Origin of the sequence: Rhodococcus sp. IEGM 1305 (genome assembly GCF_030058635.1) — a bacterium.
GTDB lineage: Bacteria > Actinomycetota > Actinomycetes > Mycobacteriales > Mycobacteriaceae > Rhodococcus_F > Rhodococcus_F opacus_D.
Window position 1 is genome coordinate 397,523 of sequence record NZ_JASHKX010000002.1, and the last position, 21,308, is coordinate 418,830.

Here is a 21,308-nt window from a genome sequence, read left to right on the forward strand (position 1 = left end):
GACGAATTCGGTTCCCGCAGTAAGGATCTGGGCTCAGTCGAGCACGGCCAGCTCGGGGACGGGGACGACGAATCTGCCACCCCAGTCGCGGATGTACGACATGTCCCGAATCACCTCGTCCCGCAGGTTCCACGGGAGGATCAGCAGGTAGTCGGGGCGGGTGTCGCGGATGTGGTCGGGCGCGTGGATGGGAAGGTGGGTTCCCGGCAGGAACCTGCCCTGCTTGTGGGGGCTCCGGTCGACGGTGTAGTCGAGCAGGTCGTCTCGGATCCCGCAGTAGTTGAGCAGGGTGTTGCCCTTGGCCGGCGCGCCGTAGGCGGCCGTCGACAGTCCGCGGTTGCGTGCATCGACAAGGAATTCGAGCAACGCTCGTTTGGTGCGCTTCACTCGCTCCGGGAACGCGGTGTAGCCCTCCGGAAGGTGGAGGCCGGCGGCCTGTTCGAGTTCGCCCAGCTCCCGCAGTCGCCGGGACGTGATGTGACGGGGATACTCGGCGTGACAGGCGTAGATCCGCAGGGAACCGCCGTGGGTGGGGAGTTGTTCGACGTCGAACAGCCGCAGGCCGTGGGCCGCGAACACGCGTGTGACGGTCAGCAGCGAGAAGTAGGAGAAGTGCTCATGGTAGATCGTGTCGAACTGGTTGTGTTCGATCAGCTGGAGTAAGTGAGGGAATTCCATGGTGATCACGCCGTCCGCCGCGAGCACGGTCGCCATTCCGGCGACGAAGTCGTTCAGGTCGGGAACGTGCGCCAGGACGTTGTTGCCGATCAGGAGGTCTGCCTGAATGTCCTCCCCGACGAGTTTGCTCGCCATCGAGGTTCCGAAAAACCCTATCCGGGTGTCGATCCCGCGTCGTATGGCGACCTCGGCCACGTTCTCGGCCGGCTCGATGCCGAGCGACGGGATACCGGACTCCGCGAAGTACTGGAGCAGATACCCGTCGTTGCTGGCGATCTCGACGACCTGCTTCGAACTGTCGAGGTGGAACCGTGCCGTCGTGTCCCGGACATACGCATGGGCATGATCGAGCCAGCTCTGCGAATACGACGAGAAGTAGAGGTAGTCGGTGAAGATGAACTCGGCCGATTCGAACTCGGCGAGTTGGACGAGAAGGCACTTCGAGCACACGTACGCATGCAACGGGTAGAACACTTCTCGTCGATCCAGTTGATCGGCGGCGAGGTACGAGTTGGCGAGTGGCGACATCCCGAGGTCGCAGAACGACTGCTCCAGAGGAGTACCGCAATGCCTACAGGGAGTACTCATGATCGTCCCCCTCGCAGCCTAGTCCGTCGTTCCAGATCTTCCAGGGGGCCTTGTCGTTGTCCCAGAGTTCGTTGAGGTAGATCTTGTCCCACAACGTGTCCATACCGCGCCAGAAACCGGGGTGCTGGTACGCGGAGAGTTCACCGTCGGATGAAAGGCGCTCCAGCGGGGCACCTTCGAAGACGGTGTCGTCGCCGTCGATGTAGTCGAGGACGGACGGGTGGGCCACGAAGAATCCGCCGTTGACCCAGCCGCTGCTGCCGCGGGGCTTCTCCTCGAACTGCACCCGGTCTTCCTCCATCAGGAGTGCGCCGTAGCGGCCGGGCGGTTGCACCGCGGTGACCGTCGCGATCGAACCGGACTCCCGATGGAACTCGGCGACCCGGCGAATGTCCACGTCGGTGACGCCGTCGCCGTACGTGAACGAGAAGACGTCGTCGCCGATGTGCTCTTTGGCCCGCAGCAGGCGTCCACCGGTCATGGTGGAGGCGCCCGTGTCGAGCAGTGTGACGGTCCACGGCTCGGTCTTGGACGAGAGCGTCTTGGTCGTGTCGGTGGCCAGATCGATCGTCACGTCGGACATGTGCAGGAAGTAGTTGGCGAAGTACTCCTTGATCATGTAGCCCTTGTAACCGAGCAGGATGATGAATTCGGTGACGCCGGCTTCGCCGTAGATCTTCATGATGTGCCAGAGGATCGGTCGCCCACCGATCTCGACCATGGGCTTGGGCCGACTCTGCGACTCCTCGCTGATTCGAGTGCCGCGTCCACCGGCGAGAATGACGGCCTTCATGACAATTCCTTACGTGGTCGAAGAATGGTGTGTAGTACGTCGCACACCCGGTCGACCTGCGCTTCGGTCAGCATGAGCGCCGAAGGCAGATTGATCGAGCGCGACGCGATGTCGTAGGCGGTCTTGTTTCGACGCGCCGCTGTCACCGCGGTGTGGTATCCCGCGAACGCGGGCAGTGAACTCAGGGGCGGCAGGAAGGGGCGGGTGTCCACCGAATGCAGATCGAACAGCTCCATCATCCGGCGGGCACGCAGCCGGTAGTCCGGGTGGAGAACGGCGGTGACCATCCAGAACGTGTTGGTGAGCCCGTCCCGCCGGTGATTCAGATCCAGGCCGGGAACGTCCGCGAGACGCTCCTCGTACCACGCGAAGATCTGCTGCTTCTTGTCCAGGAGTTCGTCGATGCGGGCCAGCTGGGCCCGGCCGAACGCGGCCTGCAAACTGCTCATCCGGTATTTGAAACCCAGCTCCTCGGTGGTGAAGAACCGGTGGTCCGCCGGTGTGCGACCGTGGTCCCGTAACCGCTGGATCCGTTCCGCGAGGTCGCTCCGATTCGTTACGACCATTCCACCCTCACCGGTCGTCAACGTTTTCGTGCCGTGGAAGCTGAAGGTTCCGATGTCGCCCAGCGTGCCGGCGAGTCGCCCGTCCAGCTTGCCGCCGATGGCCTGGGCTGCGTCCTCGATGATCGGAATGCCGGCCGCGACGGACCGGACGTCCGCCATGTCCGGTATGCCGCCGTACAGGTCGACGGTGACGATGGCCGCGGTCCGGGAGCTGACGCACCTCGCGAGCGATTCGGGTGACAGGCACCAGGTGTCGGCGTCGATATCGGCGAAGACGGGGGTCGCGCCGACATAGGTGACGGGGGCTGCCGTCGCCACCCACGTCGATTCCGGCACGATCACCTCATCGCCCGGTCCCAGGCCGAGGGCGAGCATCGCGAGATGCAACGCGGAGGTGCAGTGCGGCACGGCCGCTGCGAAGTCGGTGCCGAGGTAGTCGGCGAACTCGGTCTCGAAGAGGCCGACCGATTCGCCGGCGTGGGTGTACCAGTCGTTCGCCGCGGCCTCGGCGACGTACCGGACCTCGAGGTCGGTCACCCACGGCCCGGCAACGGGAATACGGTCCCGCTCGCGCAGGGCCGCTCGCTCCTCGACATCCGGGACCGTCTTCGGCTCGATCATGTTGCCACCCAGCGCAGATCGCAGTCGAGTCGGCCTCGGTCGAGGTGCTGCTGGATGGTCCTCAGCCGGAAGAACCGTGGTCCTTCGAAATGCTCCGCGGTCATGCCGCCGTCGGAATACGCCACCAACAACTCCTCGATTCCCTGGCGCAGGGTCCACTGGGGCCGGTAACCCGGCAGCTCCCTCTCGATCTTGGAGAAGTCGACGCGGTAGTCGCGGATGTCGGCCGTGGCACCCTCGGAATGTCCGACGACGCAATCGGGCACGACATCGGCGACGAGTCGCGCGATGTCGAGCACCTGATAGTTCTCGCCGACCCGTCCGACGTTGAAAGCCTGATCGTGGACGATCTGTCTCGGCGCTGCGAGCACCTGTGCGAATGCGTGCGCGATGTCGAGGACATGGACGAGAGGCCGCCACGGCGTGCCGTCGCTCTGCAGCAGTACCTTGCCCGTGGTCACCGCGTGCCCGAGTAGGTTGTTGACGACGACGTCCGCACGCAGTCGCCGTGAGAAGCCGTACGCCGTGGCGTTCCGCAGGTACACCGGCGAGAAGTCGTCGTCCGCGAGCCGGGACAATTCCTGCTCGACTCGCACCTTCGATTCCCCGTACGGTGTCACGGGGTTGAACGCCGCCCCCTCGTCCAATTCGAGATCACTGCCCGCGCCGTACAGGCTGCACGAGGACGAGAACACGAACCGGCCGACGCCCGCCGCCTTGGCCGCCTTCGCGAGCCGGACGGATGCGGCGAGGTTGATGTCGTACGTCAGGTGCGGATCGATGTCGGACAGTGGATCGTTCGACAGGGCGGCGAGGTGGACGACGGCATCGAATCCTTCGAGGTCCGCCGGGGTGACGTCCCGGACGTCGAGATCCAGCGTCGGCACCGGATCGGGAGGCGCGAGGAAGTCGCAACCGTCGAAGTAGCCGGTGTCGAGGCCGACGACCTCGTGTCCGAGGAGGACGAGCAGCGGAGTCATCTCGGCGCCCAGGTAACCCAGGTGTCCGGTGACCAGAATTCTCATGGGTGATGATGTGCTGTCGGTCATTCCACCGGCTCCTCGATGATCGTTCTACGTGACTTCGAGTACGGACGGGTCGAACACGAGGACGCCGTCGGTGCTGCCGCCCCGGTCGTACAGCGCAACGATCTCGTCGGGTACCCGGTCGTAGGTGTCGGCGCGCAGGTAGTCGCGGACGGAAGTTCCGGTCGAATGGGAATCGACGTTCGGGGGGCCCGCTTTCGCGATCAGATCGTCGAGACTGATCGTGCGGAAATCGAAACTGAATCGGGCCTGACCGGTCGTGTTCGGCACCGTTGCGTGCAGTTGTGCGCCCGAGAACGACAGGATCGATCCGACCTCACCGACGATCCGGACTTCGCTGCCGGGACCCTGTCCGCTGAGCCGGGGGTGCGGCCGCGGGTCCTCCTTGATGTAGAGCGCGGCGTCGCGACGGGAGGAGCGATTCCATTCGTAGGCGTCGAACTCGGCGCTCGAATTGTCGGTGGGTCGCTGCCAGAATTCGGGGTGGAACGCCATGCAGCTCTTGTCCGTCACGCCGAGAATCGGTGCCCACCAGTTGTTCTGGCATTGCGGTGAGGAGTACCAGGTGTCGCGGTGCGGTGTGTAGTTGTATCCGAGGCCTGCCGTGAGATAGGAGGCCGGGGGGACGGCGCGCAGTTTGGGCACGTCGAAGTAGGTCCGGGTGATGTCCGCTCCGAGGTCGACGAGTACGTTGCGCAGGAGTTCCTTGGAATGGGGATGGTGGGTGAAGCCCGTCTTCAGCGGCCCGAGGATGCGCACGTATTCCTCGACTGGAAGGTCGTCGTGCGCGGTCAGCGGATTGTGCGCGCCGAAGGCGGCTTCGATCAACTCCCAGGCGAATTCACTGAAAGCGCGGATGGAGTCGCGGGGCGGGAAGCAGAACACCTCGCCCGAGAAGATTCGCTCACGTCGGGCCTCGTCCGTGACGTCGGACTCGGTGGAAATAACGAATGCCATGGGTCTGTCCTCACATCGTGTCGATACTCGGTTACTGTCGGAGGCCGCGTCGAATTTTGCTCGCCGGCATCGCCGTCCGCCGCCTGGTGTGCTCTGGCGCGGACTGGCCCGCCAACGTCAGGGTCTCGCGCTTCGCGGTGAGCGCGGCATCCGATTTCGCCATCGTGTTGATCTCCCGCCCCGGCCCCTACCGGCCGACTCGCCTCGAAGGGACGTTGCCAGCTCGGGTTCCGATCAGACCAGTCTTCCACATTTGTGGACTAAAACAAACCTATGCCCTGTTATTAATGCACTCTTTGTTCCTGGACCTCGTTTCTGGCTTCTCAGCCGCCGGTGCTGACGGTGCCCGAACCGGTGCGGTCGAATTGGTAGACGATCGTGTGGTCGTCCTGCAGTCGGATCGACCACTGCGGACTGTGCCGGAACTGACTCTCGAATTCCGCTACTGCCTCCGGGGTGAAGTACCGGTAGTAGTCGATGGCGTCGAGTGCCTGCGTCGTGAACACGAAATAGGTTTCTGCACTGCTCGATTCCGCCACCAATGTGATGTCCTCGAACTGGCGGGCATCGGGAAAGTCCTTCGGGAACTCCGGCCAGCGATCGACGATCGGCGTGTCGAAGTCCTGATCGTGCTTGGCCAGATCGGCGTAGTCGGCGGTGGCGCGACTGGGGAATCCCGCCGAATCCAGGCTGGTGATCATGGCGGGGCCGTGAATATCTGCGGTCAGGTCGTCGAAAAGGGTGACCTGCGACCGATACTCCACGACCAGCGACCACAGACCGTAATAGCCTTGCAGCCCCGCGACGGCCGCGCCGCACAGGCCCACAGCGGCGACCGCCGCGGTCGCCCGGTGGAGCACGACATGACGACCCGTGCGGGTGATCACCGCGAGGAACAGGGGAGCGATCAGGATCGCGCACCCGGGCAGTGCATACAGGTACACCCGGAAGATGGCCTCGCCGCCGTAGTTCTGCAGAAAGAGCAGGGAGAACGAACTGAACGCGAAGATCACCGGTGCGAGGAACGGCCGGCCCTGACGCCACCACACGATTATTCCGACGACGGCGAGCACGATCACCGCGGCGGACAGTCCTCGGCACACTGTGGACGTGACGAGCTTGCCGAGGGAACCCGCGTACTCGACGTTGCTGGATCCGTTGGCAACGGGATTGACGCCCGAGAACAACCCGTGCGGGAGCACGACGTACATGCGTGGCACGAGGTAGCCGACGAGCATTGCCAGATACGGGATGGGGAGCCACCACGGTCGGATCTGCCGAGTCACGACCAGTGCCACGATCACCCCGAGCAGCCAGTACGGCGTCAGTTGATGCGTCGGGATGAGGGCGGCAAACGCAAGGAGCGCGATGTAACCCGCATGATGACAGGTCCGGGAGGCGATGAGCAGCGCGAGGATGCCGACCGCCATGAGCAGTGCGAACGCCTGCGGGGCGAAGTAGTCCTGCCCCACCCAGTTCACCAGTTCGGTGATCATTGCCGCCGCGAGCGCGTGCCGGAGCTCCAGCCCCAGCAACATCGCCAGGGCGCCGACGAGCAACGCCAGCAGGGCATGGATCACCGGGGCGAACCATTGTGCAACCAATAGTGAATCGACGGACGTGATCTCGCCGAACCACGCGAATGCCGTGAAGAAGGCGGGCCATTCGCCGTACACGTCGATACCGCGCGGCGGAAGCGTCTGATGCTGCTGGAGGTAATCCACGACGCCGATGTGTTTGTACGTCCAGGTGTAGATCGGCACCTCGGTGATCAGGCTGACGGTCACACGTTGCACGACGATCACGGCGCCGATGATCGCCGCGGCGGTGACGAGGTGGTTCCTCCGCAGCGCCCAGACGAACGCCCCGACCATCGATCCGACGACGAGGACGAGTCCCGGCCCGGTGCCGACGGCCAGCAGGCCGAACTCGGAGTAGGGCACGTCGATCAACCCCGGCAGAACGGCCAGCCAGGCTCCCAGCATCGCCGTGGTCCAGAGCAGGGGTGCGTTTCCGCGAGGTGCCGTTGCCCGGGGAATGGTCGGGACGAGAGTGGCGAGTCCTCCCACGTGTCGCGCGTGGAGCAGAGCGGAGAGGGCGACGCCGGCGACGAGGGCCAGCAGGAACGGGACGGGAACCCAGCGATTCGCCCACCCGAGTACCGCGGTGAAACCTGTCATCATCGACAGACCGGTCAGGGGTATCGCGGCGGCGACGGCGGGCGCCTGGAGCCGCATCCACGTCACCACGGCAAGTCCTGGCCCCGTGAGGACGAACGTCGCGAGCAGGATCGCGCGCAGTTCCGGCGACAGCGGAGCCAGCGCGAGCGCACCGACCGCCGCCGATATCAAGGCGAGGGTGTCGTACGGATCGGGCGCCGCCGCGTCCGTAGTGGTCGCGACTGCCGCGCGCCGGGGCGTGTCGAGCTGAGGCGCGGACCTAGTCATCGGTGACACGTACCCAGTCGACGACCATCGCGGCCGGGAACGGCGTGCTGCTGTCGGGAGGCCCGGGCCATTCCCCGCCGACGGCCACGTTGAGCAGGAGGAAGAACGGCTTGTCGAACACCCACCGTTCGTCCGGTGGGAGACCGGCCGCGGTGACGGCGCCGGTGATCTGGCCGTCGACCCCGAACGTCACCCGGCCGGGGGCCTTCTCCACCCAGTAGGTGTGGAAATCGTCCACGAAGGTGTTCGCCACATCGGTGGTCGGTCCGGCTTGCCAGTCGCCGCCGGAGGTCCTCGGCCCGATCACACTGCTGTACAGCTGGCCGGCACCGCCGACCGTCTCGACCACGTCGATCTCGCCGCTGTCCGGCCAGCCGACGACTCCGAGGTCCGTGCCGAGCAGCCAGAAGGCCGGGTGCATTCCCGATCCGCGGGGGAGCTTGGCGCGCGCTTCGGCGCGGCCGTAGAGGAGGGACGTCCGTCCCTGTGTCGTCACGCGTGCGGACGTGTATTCCCCGCCGTCGTTGCGGGCCTCGATCACCAGGTGCCCCGCACCGTCCAATCGGACGTTCGAGGGTGCGGACGTGTAGGTCTGGGACTCGCCGTTGCCCCAGCCGCCGCCGCCCGTGTCGTACGACCACCACTGCGGATTCGGCGGCGCCCAGGCGGGGCCGTTGAAGTCGTCGAACATGAGAGCCTGCTGCTTCTGGTACGACGAGACCGACTGCACTGCAAGGTCGGTGGGCGGAGCTGCCGCCTGTGCGATCAGAACGGCACTCACGCCGATCAGCGACGCACGGGCCGCTCGAACCCACGATCGTCTACTCAACTCGCTCACCTCCCGGATCGTCTGCGGGAATCTCGTCGTACCCGCGCTCTTGTGAGGCCCGCCGAAGCCAGAGAATCACCGGACCGATCAGAATCAGCGCCGACACCGCCTCGGCGGCAAGGTAGGCCCAGCCGACGCCGACGACACCGATCGCCCGGGTGCCGATGACGGAGCCGGCGACGATGACCAACGTGGAGAGGCCGCGGACGACCAGTGCCAACGTCAGCCTGCGGTGCACCCGCGCAAGTCCCTCGTAGACGGCGCCCACCACGGACAGGGGAATGAACACGCCGGCGAGGTAGAGCAATCCGGTGCTGTGGGTGCGGTACTCGGCGCCGACGACACCGAGGAGGAGGGGGCCGACGACCACCAGTCCCACCCCGCCGGCACACGCCACCACCGCGAGGGTGCGCACCAATCGGCGGGACAGCGACGCGACCCTGCCCGGGTGGGCGGCGACTTCCGCCACGTACGGGCTGACCACCAGGTGCACCATCAGGTACAGCGCGCTGATCATCGCCCACGCGATCGCGAAGTACGCATTCGCCTCGGCGCCGACCTGCGTGACCACGATCAGCGGCACCACGAGAGGTCCGATCGCCCAGAGCGCCGTGATGCCGAAGGACGAACCGAAGTACGACCACAGTTCACGGCGGGGCGGCAGGTTCGGTGCCGCCAGGAACCGGGGGTGGGAGCGGGATCGTCGGTGCAGCGCAACCAGAATGCACAGTGCCGCCGCCGCTGCGGTCGCGCCCCACGCGGACACGATGGACACCGCCACGTCGGTGCCTGCCAGTGCGAGCAGGACGACGAGCTTGGCCGCCGCATGGAAGGCGTTCTTCGCGGCCGACCACCTCGCCACCCCGAGTCCGGCGGTGGCCTTGTCCTGCAGCGTGAACACCCCGAGAATCATCACGAAGACGGGGAAACAAACCATCGCCCAGCCGGATTGGAACAGTGGGTCGCGGGGGCCGAACGCCACGAGCGCCGTCCCCGACAGCAGGGACGTGGCGGACACCACGAGAAAACCGTGCTTGAGAATTGCTCCGGTGTGGGTGCCCGCCAACGGCAGGAACCGCTCGTACATCGTGTCGATGCTGAGTAACGACAATGTCGACAGCATCACGGCGGACGTGATCAGCGCCGAGGCCACCCCCACTTCGTGGGCGGGGAACAGCCGGGCGGCCGCGGCCCAGAAGGCGAGCCCGAGAACTCCCGCCAGGACGTTGGCGAGAATCAGGGAGTTGGTGTTGAGGCGCAGGTTCCGCTCGGCCGGGTGCTCTGCGTCGACACGGCGCGCCTCGATATGTGGAATGCCGGGAGTCACGGCTCGACCCTCGGGTGGGTGACCGCAGTCGGCCGCTGCGCGGTCCGTTCCCGCATCGGCGCAGCTGACCGGCCTTCTCGACGCGCCGACCGGTAGGCCCAGGGGCCCTTCATGATCGACCTGGCGGTGGTGGAGCCGATGCCTGCCGGCAGGAGTCCCGCGAGGTCCGCCGGTGGCGCCGTCTCTTTCGACGAGGCGCGGAGGTGGCGGACGAGCGCGCCGCCGCGTCGAGCCGCCGTCGTCGCCGCGAGCGTGGCCATTGCCGGATCGCTCGCGATCTTCGCGAGCCACGCGCCGAGTCCCAGTCCGTAGCCGCGGGACTGGACGAGAAGGCCTTCGCTGTCGGCGCGGTGCCGATGCCACACGATCGCCGCCGGGTCGTGAACGAGTTGGCGGCCCGAGCGCAGAATCCGGAAGAACATGTCGATGTCCTCGCCCCCGCCCGTCGGGGCACCCGCGCCGAGCGCCTCGTCGAAACCGCCGAGGCGGCGAACCACGTCGCGCTCGACCGCGAAGTTGGCGCCCGTGCCGTAACAGCGAACGGTGAAGGGAAACAAGGGCACGTCGTCGGGTGGCTCCGACCAGTCGAAGATGCGGGCGTCGGTGGAGTCCGACCAGCCGACCCGTCGATCGAAGTAGGCCTGCGCCGGCGTCCGGATCTCACCGGCGGGCACCATCCCGGACACGCACGAGACCCTCGGGCCCCGGCTGAAACCGTCGACCAGCGCGGAGAGCCAGTGCGGGTCGACGACCACGTCGTCGTCGGTGTACGCGACGATGTCGCCGGTGGCCACCGACAGTCCGGTGTTCCGTGCCCGTGAGAGCCCCGGGAGGGGCTCACAGATCAGGCGCACCCTCGGATCCGCGAGACCGAGTACGTACTGCCGGGTGGCATCGGTTCCGGGGGCGTTGTCCACGACGAGTACGTCGAACGTCGGATAGTCCACCGCGAGTACGGATCGGAGGGCCGCTCGCAGCATCGACACCCGGTCGCGAGTGCATACGACTACCGTCACCGGCACGGCCTTCCCCGCGGACACGCGAGCCGGACCTGCCCGCACAGGGCGGTCCGACTCGGTGGCCCGCAGTCCCGCGACTCGGCGCCTGAGCTCGCCGAAGTTCACGGAACCTTCCGACACCTCGATTTCGACGAACCCGAGCGGGCGTCCGTCGGCGCGCGCGAGCAGTCGCGCCCGGCCGTAGCCCTCCGCGCGCGCCAACCGGCAGCGGACCGGAATTCCCGCCGCCCGCCCGGTCCGGTCGGCGTTCTCTATCGCGTCGACCCACACTTCACCTATCCACACCGCACCGTCCCAGTCCGGCCGCTCGGGACTGTCCAGGGCGGGGCGGAGAGTGAGAGCGGGTGCGGCGGGATCCATCAGGTCCTCCTGGTGTGCAGCCGGATGGCGGCCCTGCCCTGAACGTATCCGGCGGTCGTGACCGTCAGGCCCAACATCACGACGGCTGCCCGCGCGAGTCCGTCCCGCCGCATCGAGAGGCCTTCACGCAGCACCGCTCGCGGTAGGACATGGAGGGTGTAGGTGCGCTCGCTGCTCAGCGCGTCCGCTGCGGTGGTCAGCTCCGCGACGACAGCCTTCGACAGTCCTTCGTGATGGCATCTCCGCACGAAATACCGCAGAGTGGCCCGGTCCGCCGACACATGATGCTGTACCCGCATGTCCGGATCGAACAGGATCTGGTTCGAATCCGGGTTCGACCGGATGCGGATACAGAGTTCGGTCTCCTCACCGCCCACGGGAACGGAGCCCACGCGGCCCACCTCGGATCTGAATCCGCCGACGGCGTACAGAACCGAGCGGCGCATCGACATGTTGCAGCCGATCGGGTTGCGGACGGGCGCGACCCGTGTCGGCTGACCGACGTAGCTGCAGCCGACGACCCAGTCGAACTCCTCCGGAAGCCACGGGGGACGCGCCCCGGACCAACTCGGGACCGCGTACCCGCCCACGCCGGCAATTCCGCGATTCCGGTAGTGATGCATGAGGGCCTGTGCCCACCCCGGCTCGGCGCGGGCATCGTCGTCGACGAACGCGATCACGTCGCCGTGGGCGGCTCGGACACCGGTGTTGCGTGCCCCGGACAGTCCCCGGGTATCCGCGTTCGCCAGGACTGTTACCCGCGTGTCGGTGCGGAATCGGTTGCACGCGCGGATATACAGCTCGTCGCAGTGATCGATCACCAGGATGAGTTCGGGATCGGGACCGTCCTGGGACAGCACCGACTGCACCGACCGGCACAGGTCGAACCAACGCCGAGTGGTGTAGGCGCAGATGACGACCGAAAGGGATTCCGCATCGAATTCGTCGGTCGCGTCCAGAAGCGAATGCCCGGTGGCCGGGACCTCATCGGGCAACGTAATCACCGCGATCGCGGGACCGCCACGAGTAGACGGACCGGCGGGTGAGTGAGGTCGGCCGCTCGGCCGACTTCGCCGTCATCTTCGTCCCGTTGCGGTGTTCCATCCGAACGGTGCGCAGTACCCGCAAACCGTCCCGCACCACGTTCAGGTTGCTCTTGCCACTGATCCGGCGCCGCTCGAAGCTCGGTATCTCGACGATACCGAGACCGGATGTCGCCATCCGGACGTTGATCAGCGTCTCGATCTCGAAGCCGTCACCCCAGTGGGCGTCGGGGCGGTCGGTCGCGGGCAGCGACATCACACTGACGTGCCGGCGCCAGAACGCGTTGTAGCCGTAGCAGAGGTCGGTGAACGAGACAGCGAATTCCATGTTGACGAAGGAATTCAGCATCCGGTTGCCCAGTCTTCGGGTGAACGTGATGTCTGCGCTTCCACCGCCTGCGATGAACCGGCTGCCCTTCGCGAAGTCCGCACCGCGGACCAGCGCGTCGACGAACGCCGGAATCTCGGCGGGGTCGGTGGACCCGTCTGCGTCGATCATCACCACAATGTCGGACGTGGCATGCAGGAAACCGCAGGCCAGCGCATTGCCTTTGCCCTTTCGGGTCTGCGTCAGGACCTTCGCTTCGGGCCACAATCGTTTCGCGACGGCAACGGTGTCGTCGACGGAGTTGCCGTCGATGAACACGAGTTCGTCGATGTCGGCCGGCATCCGGGCCGCGACGAACGGCAGATTCTTCGCTTCGTTCAGTGCCGGCATCACCACCGATACGGTCGGCCTGGGCGTAGTCTTCCTCGGATTGTCGTTGGGGTGAATCTCGGTCACGTGTGCATCCATCGCCTTCACGTCCGTTGCGTCATAGGGGCTTTCGCGTGCCCGCGTCCTGCTGAAGTCTGGGTTCTCTCCGGACGAATGCGGTGCTCCGGAGGCTGTTCGTTGCGGTGATCTGTTCGTGTCCAAGAGGATTCACCCCGGCCGTTCGCGGCCCTTCTCCGATCCGAGCGCGCGCCGACGTCTCGATGCACGGAGCGCGCTGAGAGCGAACAGCAGACTTCGCCGCATCTGCATGTCATACGAGTTGATCCGGCCGAGTACTCGGTCGGACAGCGGGATCTGCCATTCGGGATCGTGGATCAATCGACTCGTGAACTCGAGCTGCTGGGCGAGTTGTGAACGTGCCGAGGTCAATGCGGTGTTCGAATCGCTGCCGATCCGGAAGGATGCCAGCGTGCGCGGCACACCGACGAAGTCACCCTTTCGAACGAGCCGCGACCAGAGGTCGAGCTCCATCGGAAAGAGAAGCTCGCCCCGGAAGCCGCCGCACCGGTCGAAATCGACCCGGCGGAACATCCCGGCCACCGGGGGGCCGACGGGGTTGCTTCCGCTCCGGACGATTCGCCGGACTACCGTTTGTCCAGAATTGTGCCCGACGATTCCCCCGAGCCCCCGGGCCGGCCGCAGCAGCACGCCCTCGTCGTCGATGAAATCGGTTCGCACGGACACCAGCGCCACGCCGTCGTCGGCCTCGAGCACCGCGGCTTGTGTTGCGACACAATCGGGCTCGATCGTGTCGTCGGCGCAGATCAGCTTGACGAACCGTCCTCGGCTCTCGCGTATCGCGAGGTTGAAATTGTCCACCATCGGCACCGTCGCCGCGTTCCGGATAATCCGGACGCGGTCGTCGTGGACGTTTTCCAGGATATCGCGGGTGCCGTCCGAACTGTGGTTGTCGACGATCACGACTTCCAGGTCGGTGAAGGTCTGCGCCAGAACGCTGTCGAGCGTCGTCTGCAGATGACGCTCCGCCTGATAGGCAGGAATACACAGCGAAACGGTCGGTGGTCGCTCCCGGTCACGGCCCGGTACGGACTCCGTGCCGGCCTCGCGCCTCGACGTGTGCGCGGCGTCCGAATTCGTCACCATGCTGTTCTCCCACCCCGGCCCCGCACCCACCGATTCGCACCGTGGTTACAGCGTTCTCGGCTTGGGTTCCGATCAGACCAGTGTTCCACATTCGATGCCAGAAACATACCCTTCCCCTGTTATTGAAAGAATTACTCAACTGCGTCCGGGTTTTTCTGAATATGGTTCCCGTTGCCTGCGCCGGGCGGAGCGCGCCCCGCGAAACCTGGACCGTCGAAAATCCGTTGCTCGACCTCACTGCGGTCCGTATTGTCACGTGGCTTTGTAACCCGTCGACAGAAGGAGTTCATCTCGTCATGGAACCCGTCACCGAACGCGACATCAGGTCGTCGTTCATCAACTGCTCCAAAGGCGACGCCAAGCGTCTGCCCGTCCCTCGTGACCTGGACGATCGGCCCTGGGACGATCTCGACTTCCTCGGCTGGGGTGACCCGTCGTTTCCGGGCCGCTGCTATGTGGTCGTGCCACGGGACGGCGGTCTGGTCGGCGTCGCGCTGCGCTACGAAACGGGCGGTTATCGCCGCGCGCAAATGTGCACGGTCTGTATGACCACGCACGCCAATGGCGGCGTCTCGCTGATGACCGCCCGCAAGTCGGGTGAATCCGGACGCCGGGGCAACTCGATCGGCACCTACATGTGTGCCGATCTCGCGTGCTCGCTCTACGCGCGCCGGAAGAAGTCGCCCGCGCTGGGCAGGCAGTATCGCGAGGATCTCGAGCCCGAGGAGAGGATCGAGCGGGTCCGCGACAACCTCGATGCCTTCATCTCGAGGGTCTACGGCTGACCGATCCGACACCCACCCACCGTGCAGCCCGGTAGCTGCCGACAAGAATCGGAGGTAGATGCCATGCGCCGACATTCGAGGAACCCGCTTCCCGGTGCACCCCGAGTCCGGAGACACTGCAACGACACTCGGGGTGTCCGGAATCCTCTCCGGTCGAGACGGCCCGGACGCAGGCCGGACCGTGCTGTCCGGAGAGGATTCCCGAACTACGCTCGTCGACGCCGAGAACTGAAGTGGGCAAACGCCTTCGCCATGATCGGGGTGGTGACGAGCATGATGACCAGGCGCAACACCTGCGCGGCCGCGACGAACGTGACGTTGGAGGCGGTGGACGCCGAGACGGCCAGCACCGCCGCCAGGCCACCGGGCGTGGTGGCGAGATAGGCCTCGAGGAGGCTCACACCGGTGAGGTGGGAGAGGAGGACGCCCAAGCCGGCGCAGGCCGCCCCTACCAGCAGCGTGAGCAGCGCCGCATACGGCAGGATTCGTCCGATCGCCCGCAGGCTCGCCCGGTCGAACGCGAGCCCGGCCTGCCAGCCGATGAGAATCAACGCGCCGGTCATCAGCATCGGCGGGACCGCGACCGCGTCGCTCCAGCCGCCGAGTTCGAACCCGGCGCTCACGGCCAGCGGACCCAGCGTCGCGGGAGCGGGTAGTCGCACGAGTGACGCCACGGCGGTGCCGCCCACGATGAACAGTGCCAGGAATGGTAGGGCCACATACCATTCGGACCCGCCGGCATCGGTGCCTGTCACGGTGTCCGTGCCGGTATCGGCGCGGAAACCGAACGTGACGATCATCGGCATCGACACGACGACGAGCGCCACCCTCAGGTACTGCACCACTGCGACGACCCGGTCGTCGCCGCCGAGTTCGCGGGCCATCGCGACGAGTCCGGTGGCGCCGCCCGCAGTCATGGAGAGGGATCCGGTCACCGCGTCCACGTCGCGGTGCAGCGCGAGGAGGGCGCCGGCCGCCACGCTGAGCGCGAGAGTCGCGGCCGCGATCGAGACCACCGGCACCCACATCGAGCCCAGGGCGGCGATTGTGTCCCGGTGCACCATCAGCCCGACCGCGCTCGCCAGCACTCCCTGGGCAAGCTTCCCCAGCGGGCGGGGCACGCGGGACGGGCCCCAGCCGGTGACGGCCAGGGTCGCCCCGACGATCAGAGCCGAGAAGAGTCCGGCCGCTGTCAGTCCGACGCTCTCGCCGACCGCCCAGCCGCCGATCGAGAGTGCGATCAGTGCGAACCATCGGAGTCCGTGACGACGCAGTGCGGCCGTGTGCGTCGGCACGGATCGTTCGGGGGATTGCACGTCGTTCACGGGTGGACGCCTACTCCGGGATGCTGTCCCTGCTCTATGGTGTGCATCAGTGTATACCTTAACGGATGCCACTGCGAACGTTAGGATGTATGCATGACGGGTGGGAGCAAGAGCGAGCAGGTATACGAGCAGCTCAGGCAGGACATCCTGAACGGGTCCCTGTCCCCGGGCCAGTCGCTGAGTGCCATCGACGTGGGCGCGCGGTTCTCGGCGTCTCGCACCCCGGTTCGCCAGGCCTTCCTTCGGCTCGAGGGGGAGGGGCTGGTCTCGCTCATCGACCGGCAGGGCGCACGGATCGCTCCCATCTCGATCAAAAGCGTTCGGGACCTGTTCGAGCTACGCATCCTGCTCGAGGCGGCCGCCGCGCGCATTGTCGCCGAGGCCGTCGCCCGGGACGCCGCGGCCCGGCAGCAGTTCGAAGAGGTAGCGGACGCACTCGGGGCGATCTCCGAGGAGGCCCCGTCCGAGTCCCGGCGAGATCGTTTCTACGAACTCACGGAAACGTACGACCAGGCCGTGATCGCGCACACCCGGAACGCGCATCTGGCCCGATCGATTGCCGAACTCCGGCCGCACACGGAGAGGCTGCGCAACATCGCCCACTCCCGCCCGGCTCGTCTGGACGTCTCGCTGGCGGAGCACCTGTCGATGTGCCGTGCGATCCTCGCCGGCGACGGGCCGGCGGCTGCCGCTGCCTGCACCGAGCACCTGACCCAGACGCAGAAGACCATTCTCGACGCGGTCGTCGATCCGCAGGAAGCGGCCGTCGCTATCGACCTGATCACCGCGTAGTCGGCGCGGTCAGAGGGCGAGGATGGCGGGGACGCTGAGGACTGCCACGTAGTACCCCATGAACAGGACGCCTGCGTGGATCTTGAACGCCCGCGACAGCAGGCCTCCGACGAGTCCGACGGTGAGGGTGACGGCGAGGCCGAGGATGCCGCCCTCCCAGACGCTGATGACGACGACCAGGCCGGTGAACGTGGCGATGATCGCCTCGTGGCTGACGTACCGGACGACGAGCGTGGCCGCGCGGTGAGCGAAGTTCATCGCGAACGGGTACGCGATGATCGCGGCGATCACCACCGCGCCGAGACCGTAGAGCAGGAACTCCCAGTTCGTCAGTGCCGTGGACAGGTTGCGGATCTGCCCGGTGCCGTCGTCGGTGGTGAAGACCGGTGGCGCGTTGAACAGCGGGGCGGCCGGCCCCGCGGCGACCGGGCTCAGCGGCAGACCGAATGCGATGAGCGGGATGAGCGCCTCGGCGATGTAGGTCGATTCGGTGGTTCCGTTGCGGGCGGCGATCACCGACGTCAACCGGTGGTAGCCCTGCTTGACCCGGGAACCGACGACCTCGCCCATGAGCACGGTCATCGCGACCGGGCTGAAGACGAAGGTGGCGCTCGAGACGGTCGCGGTCGCCGCGACCTGTGCCGTCTGCTTGCCGTCGAGCATCCGGAACGGGTTCGGGAAGTATCCCTTCCACCCCTTGATCTCCGGGGCGAGCCACACCGTCGCCGGTTCGGTGCGGGCCATGTCCTTGCGTCCCGACGCACCGAGCACGAGGAACAGGTCCGCGATGAGGGGGCCGACCGCGATGCCGAGGAAGTAGCTGATGTTCAGGGAGACGTCGTAGCTCGTCGTCAGCGACTTGAGCGCCAGGATGAGGACGACGAACGGCACGAGCGCGGCCACGCCGGACCACTTGCCCGGCGACGTGTAGGCGATCGCGACGGCGGCGACGAGGAACAACCACGGTGCCACCGATTGGACCGTGTCTGCCACCGGTGCGAGCAGGGTGGCGAACAGCACCGCCACCGGGACGGCGATGAACGCGGAGATGATCGCACCCGAGATCGCCTTGCGCAGGGCGATGTGCGGCACACCGAGGCTGCGCAGCAACCGCGCCTCACGCATCAGCGGCACGGCCATCGTGTCGCCGGGGATGCCGAGCAACGTGGTGGGCACCGCGTGGGTCATGTGCTTGGCGACGGCGCCGGCGAGGAAGAAGGTGAACACCGCCGCGGGCGGGGCACCGAGCAGGATGACCAGCAGCGTCAGCGGGGCGATGGTGGCCGTCTCGTCGGTCCCGGACACCAACCCGATCAGGGAGAACACGATGGCGCCGATCACGCCGAGCGCGATCGCGACGAGGACGTCGTTGGTGAACAGCACACTCATGATCGTCCGCCCGTCCCGCGTGCCTGCGTCTCCGCCTCGACGAACCGGTCGTAGAGGTCGAGATCCTTCAACTCCCGGACCGTCTGGGCGGGCAGGTCGCCGACCGACCCCAGCCCCTGCCGCTCTTCCTGCAGCACCCGGATGACGTCGCCGACTGTGTCGCCCTCGGACGAGTCGACGGCGATGTTTCGCTTGGGGCGGAACAGCTTCCCGCTGACGACGCCCGCGACGAGGCATGCGGCGATCCCGACCAGCAGCGCATATGCCTCGGCCAGAGACGAATCCGTGACGAAGGAGTTGAAGAGTGCGGTCGCGCCGAGGAGCGCGCCGACGCTCACGGCGATACCGATGACGACGGAGACGGTGAGATCTCGCCCGACCACCGTGTCGCCCCACACCTCGAGGTAACGAGGCCGAGGCGTCTGATCGTCGGTGGGCGGGGGAGCCTGCGGTGCGGACTGGCTTTCGATGGACATCGTCTGTTCTTCCGTGTGAGGGTGTCGTGCTCTAGGAGCGGGCGGCGGTCAGGGCCGTCGCCACCCGCGACGGGCTGGGATGGCCGATGTGCCCGGCCATCCAGCGGGAGGTGTCGGTCAGTGCGTCGAGATCGATGCCCGTGTGGATGCCGAGGCCGTGCAGCATCCACACCAGGTCCTCGGTGGCGAGGTTCCCGGTGGCGCCCTTCGCGTAGGGGCATCTGCCGAGGCCCCCTGCCGCGGTGTCGAATTCGGTGACGCCCGCGAGCAGTGCGGCGTGCACGTTGGACAGCGCCTGGCCGTAGGTGTCGTGGAAGTGTCCCGCGATGGAGCCGATCGGAACGCCCTCGGCCTGCACTGCGTCGAGCACGGCGCGGACGTGGCCGGGGGTGGCGACGCCGATGGTGTCACCGAGCGAGATCGACGAGCATCCCATGCCCGTCAGTTGCGCGGCGATGTCGGCGACACGGCGGGGATCGACCCGCCCCTCCCACGGATCACCGAAGCACATCGAGATGTAGCCACGGGTGCCGATTCCGGCCGCCCGGGCACCCTCGACCACCGGCCGGGCGTTGTCGAGCGCCTCGGCGACGGTGGTGTTCAGGTTCTTCCGGGCGAACGTCTCGGTGGTGCTGACGAAGACGGCGATCTCCCGGGCGCCGGCGGTGAGCGCCCGCTCCAGCCCCCGCTCGTTGGGGGCCAGCACGACCTGGCGGACGGTGTCGGGGAGGTCGAGTTCGGCCATCAGCGCTTCGGCGTCGCCGAGTTGCGGAATCCATTTCGGGGAAACGAAACTCGTCATCTCGAGTGATCGGACGCCGGCTGACACCAGCCGACGGCAGAACTCGGCCTTGACCGCGGTGGGAACGAGCGTCGACTCGGCCTGGAGCCCGTCGCGCGGTCCGACCTCGTAGACGCGAACCGCAGAGGGCAGCGACGGGTCGGCGAACTCGTGCGGCGCCGGACGCCACACCGGTTCGAGATCCGCGGGGGTGGTCATGTCAGTGTCCGGAACGAAGGTCGGCGAGCACCTTTTCCGCGTGCTCGACCCGGATGCGCTGGTCGTCGATGAGCCGCTTGACCACGACGTCGAGTTCGTCGCCGGTGGCGCCGGCCGAGGCGGCGATGGTCCGGGCGTGCAGGCTCATGTGGCCGCGCTGGATGCCCTCGGCAGCGAGCGCACGGCAGGCGCCCAGGTTCTGCGCGAGTCCCACCGCGACGATCACGTCCGCCAGCTCCGACGCGGTGGAGACGCCGAGCATCTTCACCGCGGCCTGCGCGACGGGGTGGACCTTGGTGGCCCCGCCGACCAGTCCCACGGCCATCGGCACCTCGAGGGTCCCGGCGAGGTGACCGTCCGCGGTCTTCTCGAAGTGCGAGAGCGCCGTGTACCGGCCGTCCGCGGCGATCGCATGCGAGTGGCAGCCCGCCTCGACGGCGCGGGTGTCGTTGCCGGTGGCCAGGACGGCGGCCGTGATGCCGTTCATGATGCCCTTGTTGTGGGTCGCGGCGCGGTAGGGGTCGGATTCGGCGAGCGCGGACGCATGGACGATGTTGTCGACCACCTCGTCGCCGCCGAGCAGGTCTTTGTCGAACACCGCCCGGGCCCGGGTGATGCGCAGGTCCGCCTTGTTGGTCAGGATCCGCAGCAGCGAACGCCCACCGGAGATCTCGGCGAGCCGGGGAGCGATGGCCTCGGCCATGGTGTTGACGGCGTTGGCGCCCATGGCATCTCGCACGTCGACGTGAATGTGCACCACGACATGCACGCCGGTGCGCGTCGGGACGAGTCGGACGGTGAGGTCGCGGGCGCCGCCGCCGAATCGCACGAGCATCGGATCCTGGGCGTTGGCCAGTTCGAGGATCTCCGTGCGGGCCTCGAGCATCCGCAGCCGGGATGCCTCGGGGTCGGGGCAGTCGAGGATCTGGATCTGGGCCTGCATCACCGGATCGGTGCTCGAGGTGTGGAAGCCGCCGTGCACCCGGGCCATCCGGGCGGCGTTGCTGGCCGCCGCCACCACGGACGGCTCCTCGGTGGCCATCGGCACGAGGTAGTCACGCCCGTTGACCGTGAAGTTGGTCGCGACACCCACCGGGATTCCCATCACCCCGACGACGTTCTCGATCATGTGATCGGCCTGGGCGACGCCGAGGCCCTGTTCGGGATCGAACACGGCGACGTCGAGGTCGGACAGGCCGGTCCTCTCGGCGACCACCTTGCGGCGCTGCTGCGCGCTGGAATCCTTCAGGCCGGGGATGCGGCTGTTGACGGGCACTGGCGTTCCTCCACGTACTCACGGGCGGCCGGATGTGTGGTGCGTCCCGACGACAACCCTGTCATGTGCTTCGGTTCACACGGTAGGGGCATACCGCCGACCTCGACAT

General features: G+C 66.8%; 19 protein-coding genes. 2 read left to right on the forward strand and 17 right to left on the reverse strand.

Annotation, left to right across the window (positions count from 1 at the left end; translation table 11 throughout):
* Positions 1-33: 33 nt before the first annotated feature.
* From QM693_RS05455 to QM693_RS05510, 12 genes are all read right to left on the reverse strand, one after another.
* Positions 34-1,266, reverse strand: coding sequence for a class I SAM-dependent methyltransferase (locus QM693_RS05455; protein ID WP_283351651.1), 1,233 nt, complete (start codon positions 1,264-1,266; stop codon positions 34-36).
* Positions 1,250-2,059 carry a glucose-1-phosphate cytidylyltransferase gene (gene rfbF, locus QM693_RS05460; protein ID WP_283330915.1) on the reverse strand — a complete coding sequence of 270 codons (810 nt, stop codon included), beginning with the start codon at positions 2,057-2,059 and terminating at the stop codon, positions 1,250-1,252. Before rfbF ends, QM693_RS05455 begins: the two co-directional genes overlap by 17 nt.
* Positions 2,056-3,246, reverse strand: coding sequence for a DegT/DnrJ/EryC1/StrS family aminotransferase (locus tag QM693_RS05465; RefSeq protein WP_283330916.1), 1,191 nt, complete (start codon positions 3,244-3,246; stop codon positions 2,056-2,058). The genes rfbF and QM693_RS05465 overlap by 4 nt, the downstream gene beginning before the upstream one ends.
* Positions 3,243-4,295 carry an NAD-dependent epimerase/dehydratase family protein gene (locus tag QM693_RS05470; protein WP_349307484.1) on the reverse strand — a complete coding sequence of 351 codons (1,053 nt, stop codon included), beginning with the start codon at positions 4,293-4,295 and terminating at the stop codon, positions 3,243-3,245. Before QM693_RS05470 ends, QM693_RS05465 begins: the two co-directional genes overlap by 4 nt.
* A gap of 24 nt (positions 4,296-4,319) precedes the next feature.
* On the reverse strand, positions 4,320-5,249 hold the full coding sequence (locus QM693_RS05475; protein ID WP_283330917.1) for a hypothetical protein: 930 nt from the start codon (positions 5,247-5,249) through the stop codon (positions 4,320-4,322).
* Between the two features lie 323 nt (positions 5,250-5,572).
* Complete coding sequence (locus tag QM693_RS05480; protein WP_283330918.1) at positions 5,573-7,696, reverse strand: hypothetical protein; 2,124 nt, start codon at positions 7,694-7,696, stop codon at positions 5,573-5,575.
* Entirely contained in the window at positions 7,689-8,534 is an 846-nt protein-coding gene (locus tag QM693_RS05485) for a glycoside hydrolase family 16 protein (RefSeq protein ID WP_502942590.1), read from the reverse strand. The genes QM693_RS05480 and QM693_RS05485 overlap by 8 nt, the downstream gene beginning before the upstream one ends.
* Entirely contained in the window at positions 8,518-9,852 is a 1,335-nt protein-coding gene (locus tag QM693_RS05490; RefSeq protein ID WP_283330920.1) for a lipopolysaccharide biosynthesis protein, read from the reverse strand. The genes QM693_RS05485 and QM693_RS05490 overlap by 17 nt, the downstream gene beginning before the upstream one ends.
* Positions 9,849-11,231 carry a glycosyltransferase family 2 protein gene (locus QM693_RS05495; protein ID WP_283330921.1) on the reverse strand — a complete coding sequence of 461 codons (1,383 nt, stop codon included), beginning with the start codon at positions 11,229-11,231 and terminating at the stop codon, positions 9,849-9,851. Before QM693_RS05495 ends, QM693_RS05490 begins: the two co-directional genes overlap by 4 nt.
* A complete protein-coding gene (locus QM693_RS05500) occupies positions 11,231-12,226 on the reverse strand; it encodes a glycosyltransferase family 2 protein (RefSeq protein WP_283351653.1) in 996 nt (331 codons plus the stop codon). Before QM693_RS05500 ends, QM693_RS05495 begins: the two co-directional genes overlap by 1 nt.
* Positions 12,216-13,070, reverse strand: coding sequence for a glycosyltransferase family 2 protein (locus QM693_RS05505; protein ID WP_411194617.1), 855 nt, complete (start codon positions 13,068-13,070; stop codon positions 12,216-12,218). The genes QM693_RS05500 and QM693_RS05505 overlap by 11 nt, the downstream gene beginning before the upstream one ends.
* Positions 13,071-13,199: 129 nt before the next feature.
* Positions 13,200-14,156, reverse strand: a complete 957-nt coding sequence (locus QM693_RS05510; RefSeq protein WP_283351655.1) for a glycosyltransferase family 2 protein — start codon at positions 14,154-14,156, stop codon at positions 13,200-13,202.
* Between the two features lie 296 nt (positions 14,157-14,452).
* Between QM693_RS05510 and QM693_RS05515 the strand changes: the two genes are divergently transcribed.
* Positions 14,453-14,941 carry an FBP domain-containing protein gene (locus tag QM693_RS05515; protein ID WP_280780676.1) on the forward strand — a complete coding sequence of 163 codons (489 nt, stop codon included), beginning with the start codon at positions 14,453-14,455 and terminating at the stop codon, positions 14,939-14,941.
* 206 nt (positions 14,942-15,147) lie between these two features.
* Here QM693_RS05515 and QM693_RS05520 read toward each other — a convergent pair whose 3' ends face one another.
* A complete protein-coding gene (locus tag QM693_RS05520) occupies positions 15,148-16,266 on the reverse strand; it encodes an AbrB family transcriptional regulator (protein WP_283351656.1) in 1,119 nt (372 codons plus the stop codon).
* Between the two features lie 93 nt (positions 16,267-16,359).
* Here QM693_RS05520 and QM693_RS05525 point away from each other — a divergent pair, with 93 nt between their 5' ends.
* Positions 16,360-17,058, forward strand: coding sequence for a GntR family transcriptional regulator (locus QM693_RS05525; RefSeq protein WP_283351657.1), 699 nt, complete (start codon positions 16,360-16,362; stop codon positions 17,056-17,058).
* 9 nt (positions 17,059-17,067) lie between these two features.
* Here QM693_RS05525 and QM693_RS05530 read toward each other — a convergent pair whose 3' ends face one another.
* From QM693_RS05530 to QM693_RS05545, 4 genes are read right to left on the reverse strand one after another with little or no spacing between them, the layout of a single operon-like run.
* The gene (locus tag QM693_RS05530; protein WP_283351658.1) at positions 17,068-18,447 is read right to left on the reverse strand and encodes a tripartite tricarboxylate transporter permease; all 1,380 of its coding nucleotides are present in this window, start codon (positions 18,445-18,447) and stop codon (positions 17,068-17,070) included.
* The gene (locus QM693_RS05535) at positions 18,444-18,923 is read right to left on the reverse strand and encodes a hypothetical protein (protein WP_283351659.1); all 480 of its coding nucleotides are present in this window, start codon (positions 18,921-18,923) and stop codon (positions 18,444-18,446) included. Before QM693_RS05535 ends, QM693_RS05530 begins: the two co-directional genes overlap by 4 nt.
* 31 nt (positions 18,924-18,954) lie before the next feature.
* Positions 18,955-19,923, reverse strand: coding sequence for a hydroxymethylglutaryl-CoA lyase (locus tag QM693_RS05540; protein WP_283351660.1), 969 nt, complete (start codon positions 19,921-19,923; stop codon positions 18,955-18,957).
* A gap of 1 nt (position 19,924) precedes the next feature.
* Positions 19,925-21,199: a hydroxymethylglutaryl-CoA reductase, degradative gene (locus QM693_RS05545; RefSeq protein ID WP_283351661.1), complete on the reverse strand. Its 1,275-nt coding sequence runs from the start codon at positions 21,197-21,199 to the stop codon at positions 19,925-19,927.
* Between the last annotated feature and the right edge of the window lie 109 nt (positions 21,200-21,308).

Bases quoted from the DNA above. Each gene is read 5' to 3' on its own strand.
- QM693_RS05465 (WP_283330916.1), bottom strand. From the start codon at position 3,246: ATGATCGAGCCGAAGACGGTCCCGGATGTCGAGGAGCGAGCGGCCCTG.
- QM693_RS05480 (WP_283330918.1), bottom strand. From the start codon at position 7,696: ATGACTAGGTCCGCGCCTCAGCTCGACACGCCCCGGCGCGCGGCAGTC.
- QM693_RS05515 (WP_280780676.1), top strand. From the start codon at position 14,453: ATGGAACCCGTCACCGAACGCGACATCAGGTCGTCGTTCATCAACTGC.
- QM693_RS05470 (WP_349307484.1), bottom strand. From the start codon at position 4,295: ATGACCGACAGCACATCATCACCCATGAGAATTCTGGTCACCGGACAC.
- QM693_RS05540 (WP_283351660.1), bottom strand. From the start codon at position 19,923: ATGACCACCCCCGCGGATCTCGAACCGGTGTGGCGTCCGGCGCCGCAC.
- QM693_RS05455 (WP_283351651.1), bottom strand. From the start codon at position 1,266: ATGAGTACTCCCTGTAGGCATTGCGGTACTCCTCTGGAGCAGTCGTTC.
- QM693_RS05475 (WP_283330917.1), bottom strand. From the start codon at position 5,249: ATGGCATTCGTTATTTCCACCGAGTCCGACGTCACGGACGAGGCCCGA.
- QM693_RS05495 (WP_283330921.1), bottom strand. From the start codon at position 11,231: ATGGATCCCGCCGCACCCGCTCTCACTCTCCGCCCCGCCCTGGACAGT.
- QM693_RS05510 (WP_283351655.1), bottom strand. From the start codon at position 14,156: ATGGTGACGAATTCGGACGCCGCGCACACGTCGAGGCGCGAGGCCGGC.
- QM693_RS05505 (WP_411194617.1), bottom strand. From the start codon at position 13,070: ATGGATGCACACGTGACCGAGATTCACCCCAACGACAATCCGAGGAAG.
- QM693_RS05535 (WP_283351659.1), bottom strand. From the start codon at position 18,923: ATGTCCATCGAAAGCCAGTCCGCACCGCAGGCTCCCCCGCCCACCGAC.
- rfbF (WP_283330915.1), bottom strand. From the start codon at position 2,059: ATGAAGGCCGTCATTCTCGCCGGTGGACGCGGCACTCGAATCAGCGAG.
- QM693_RS05530 (WP_283351658.1), bottom strand. From the start codon at position 18,447: ATGAGTGTGCTGTTCACCAACGACGTCCTCGTCGCGATCGCGCTCGGC.
- QM693_RS05525 (WP_283351657.1), top strand. From the start codon at position 16,360: ATGACGGGTGGGAGCAAGAGCGAGCAGGTATACGAGCAGCTCAGGCAG.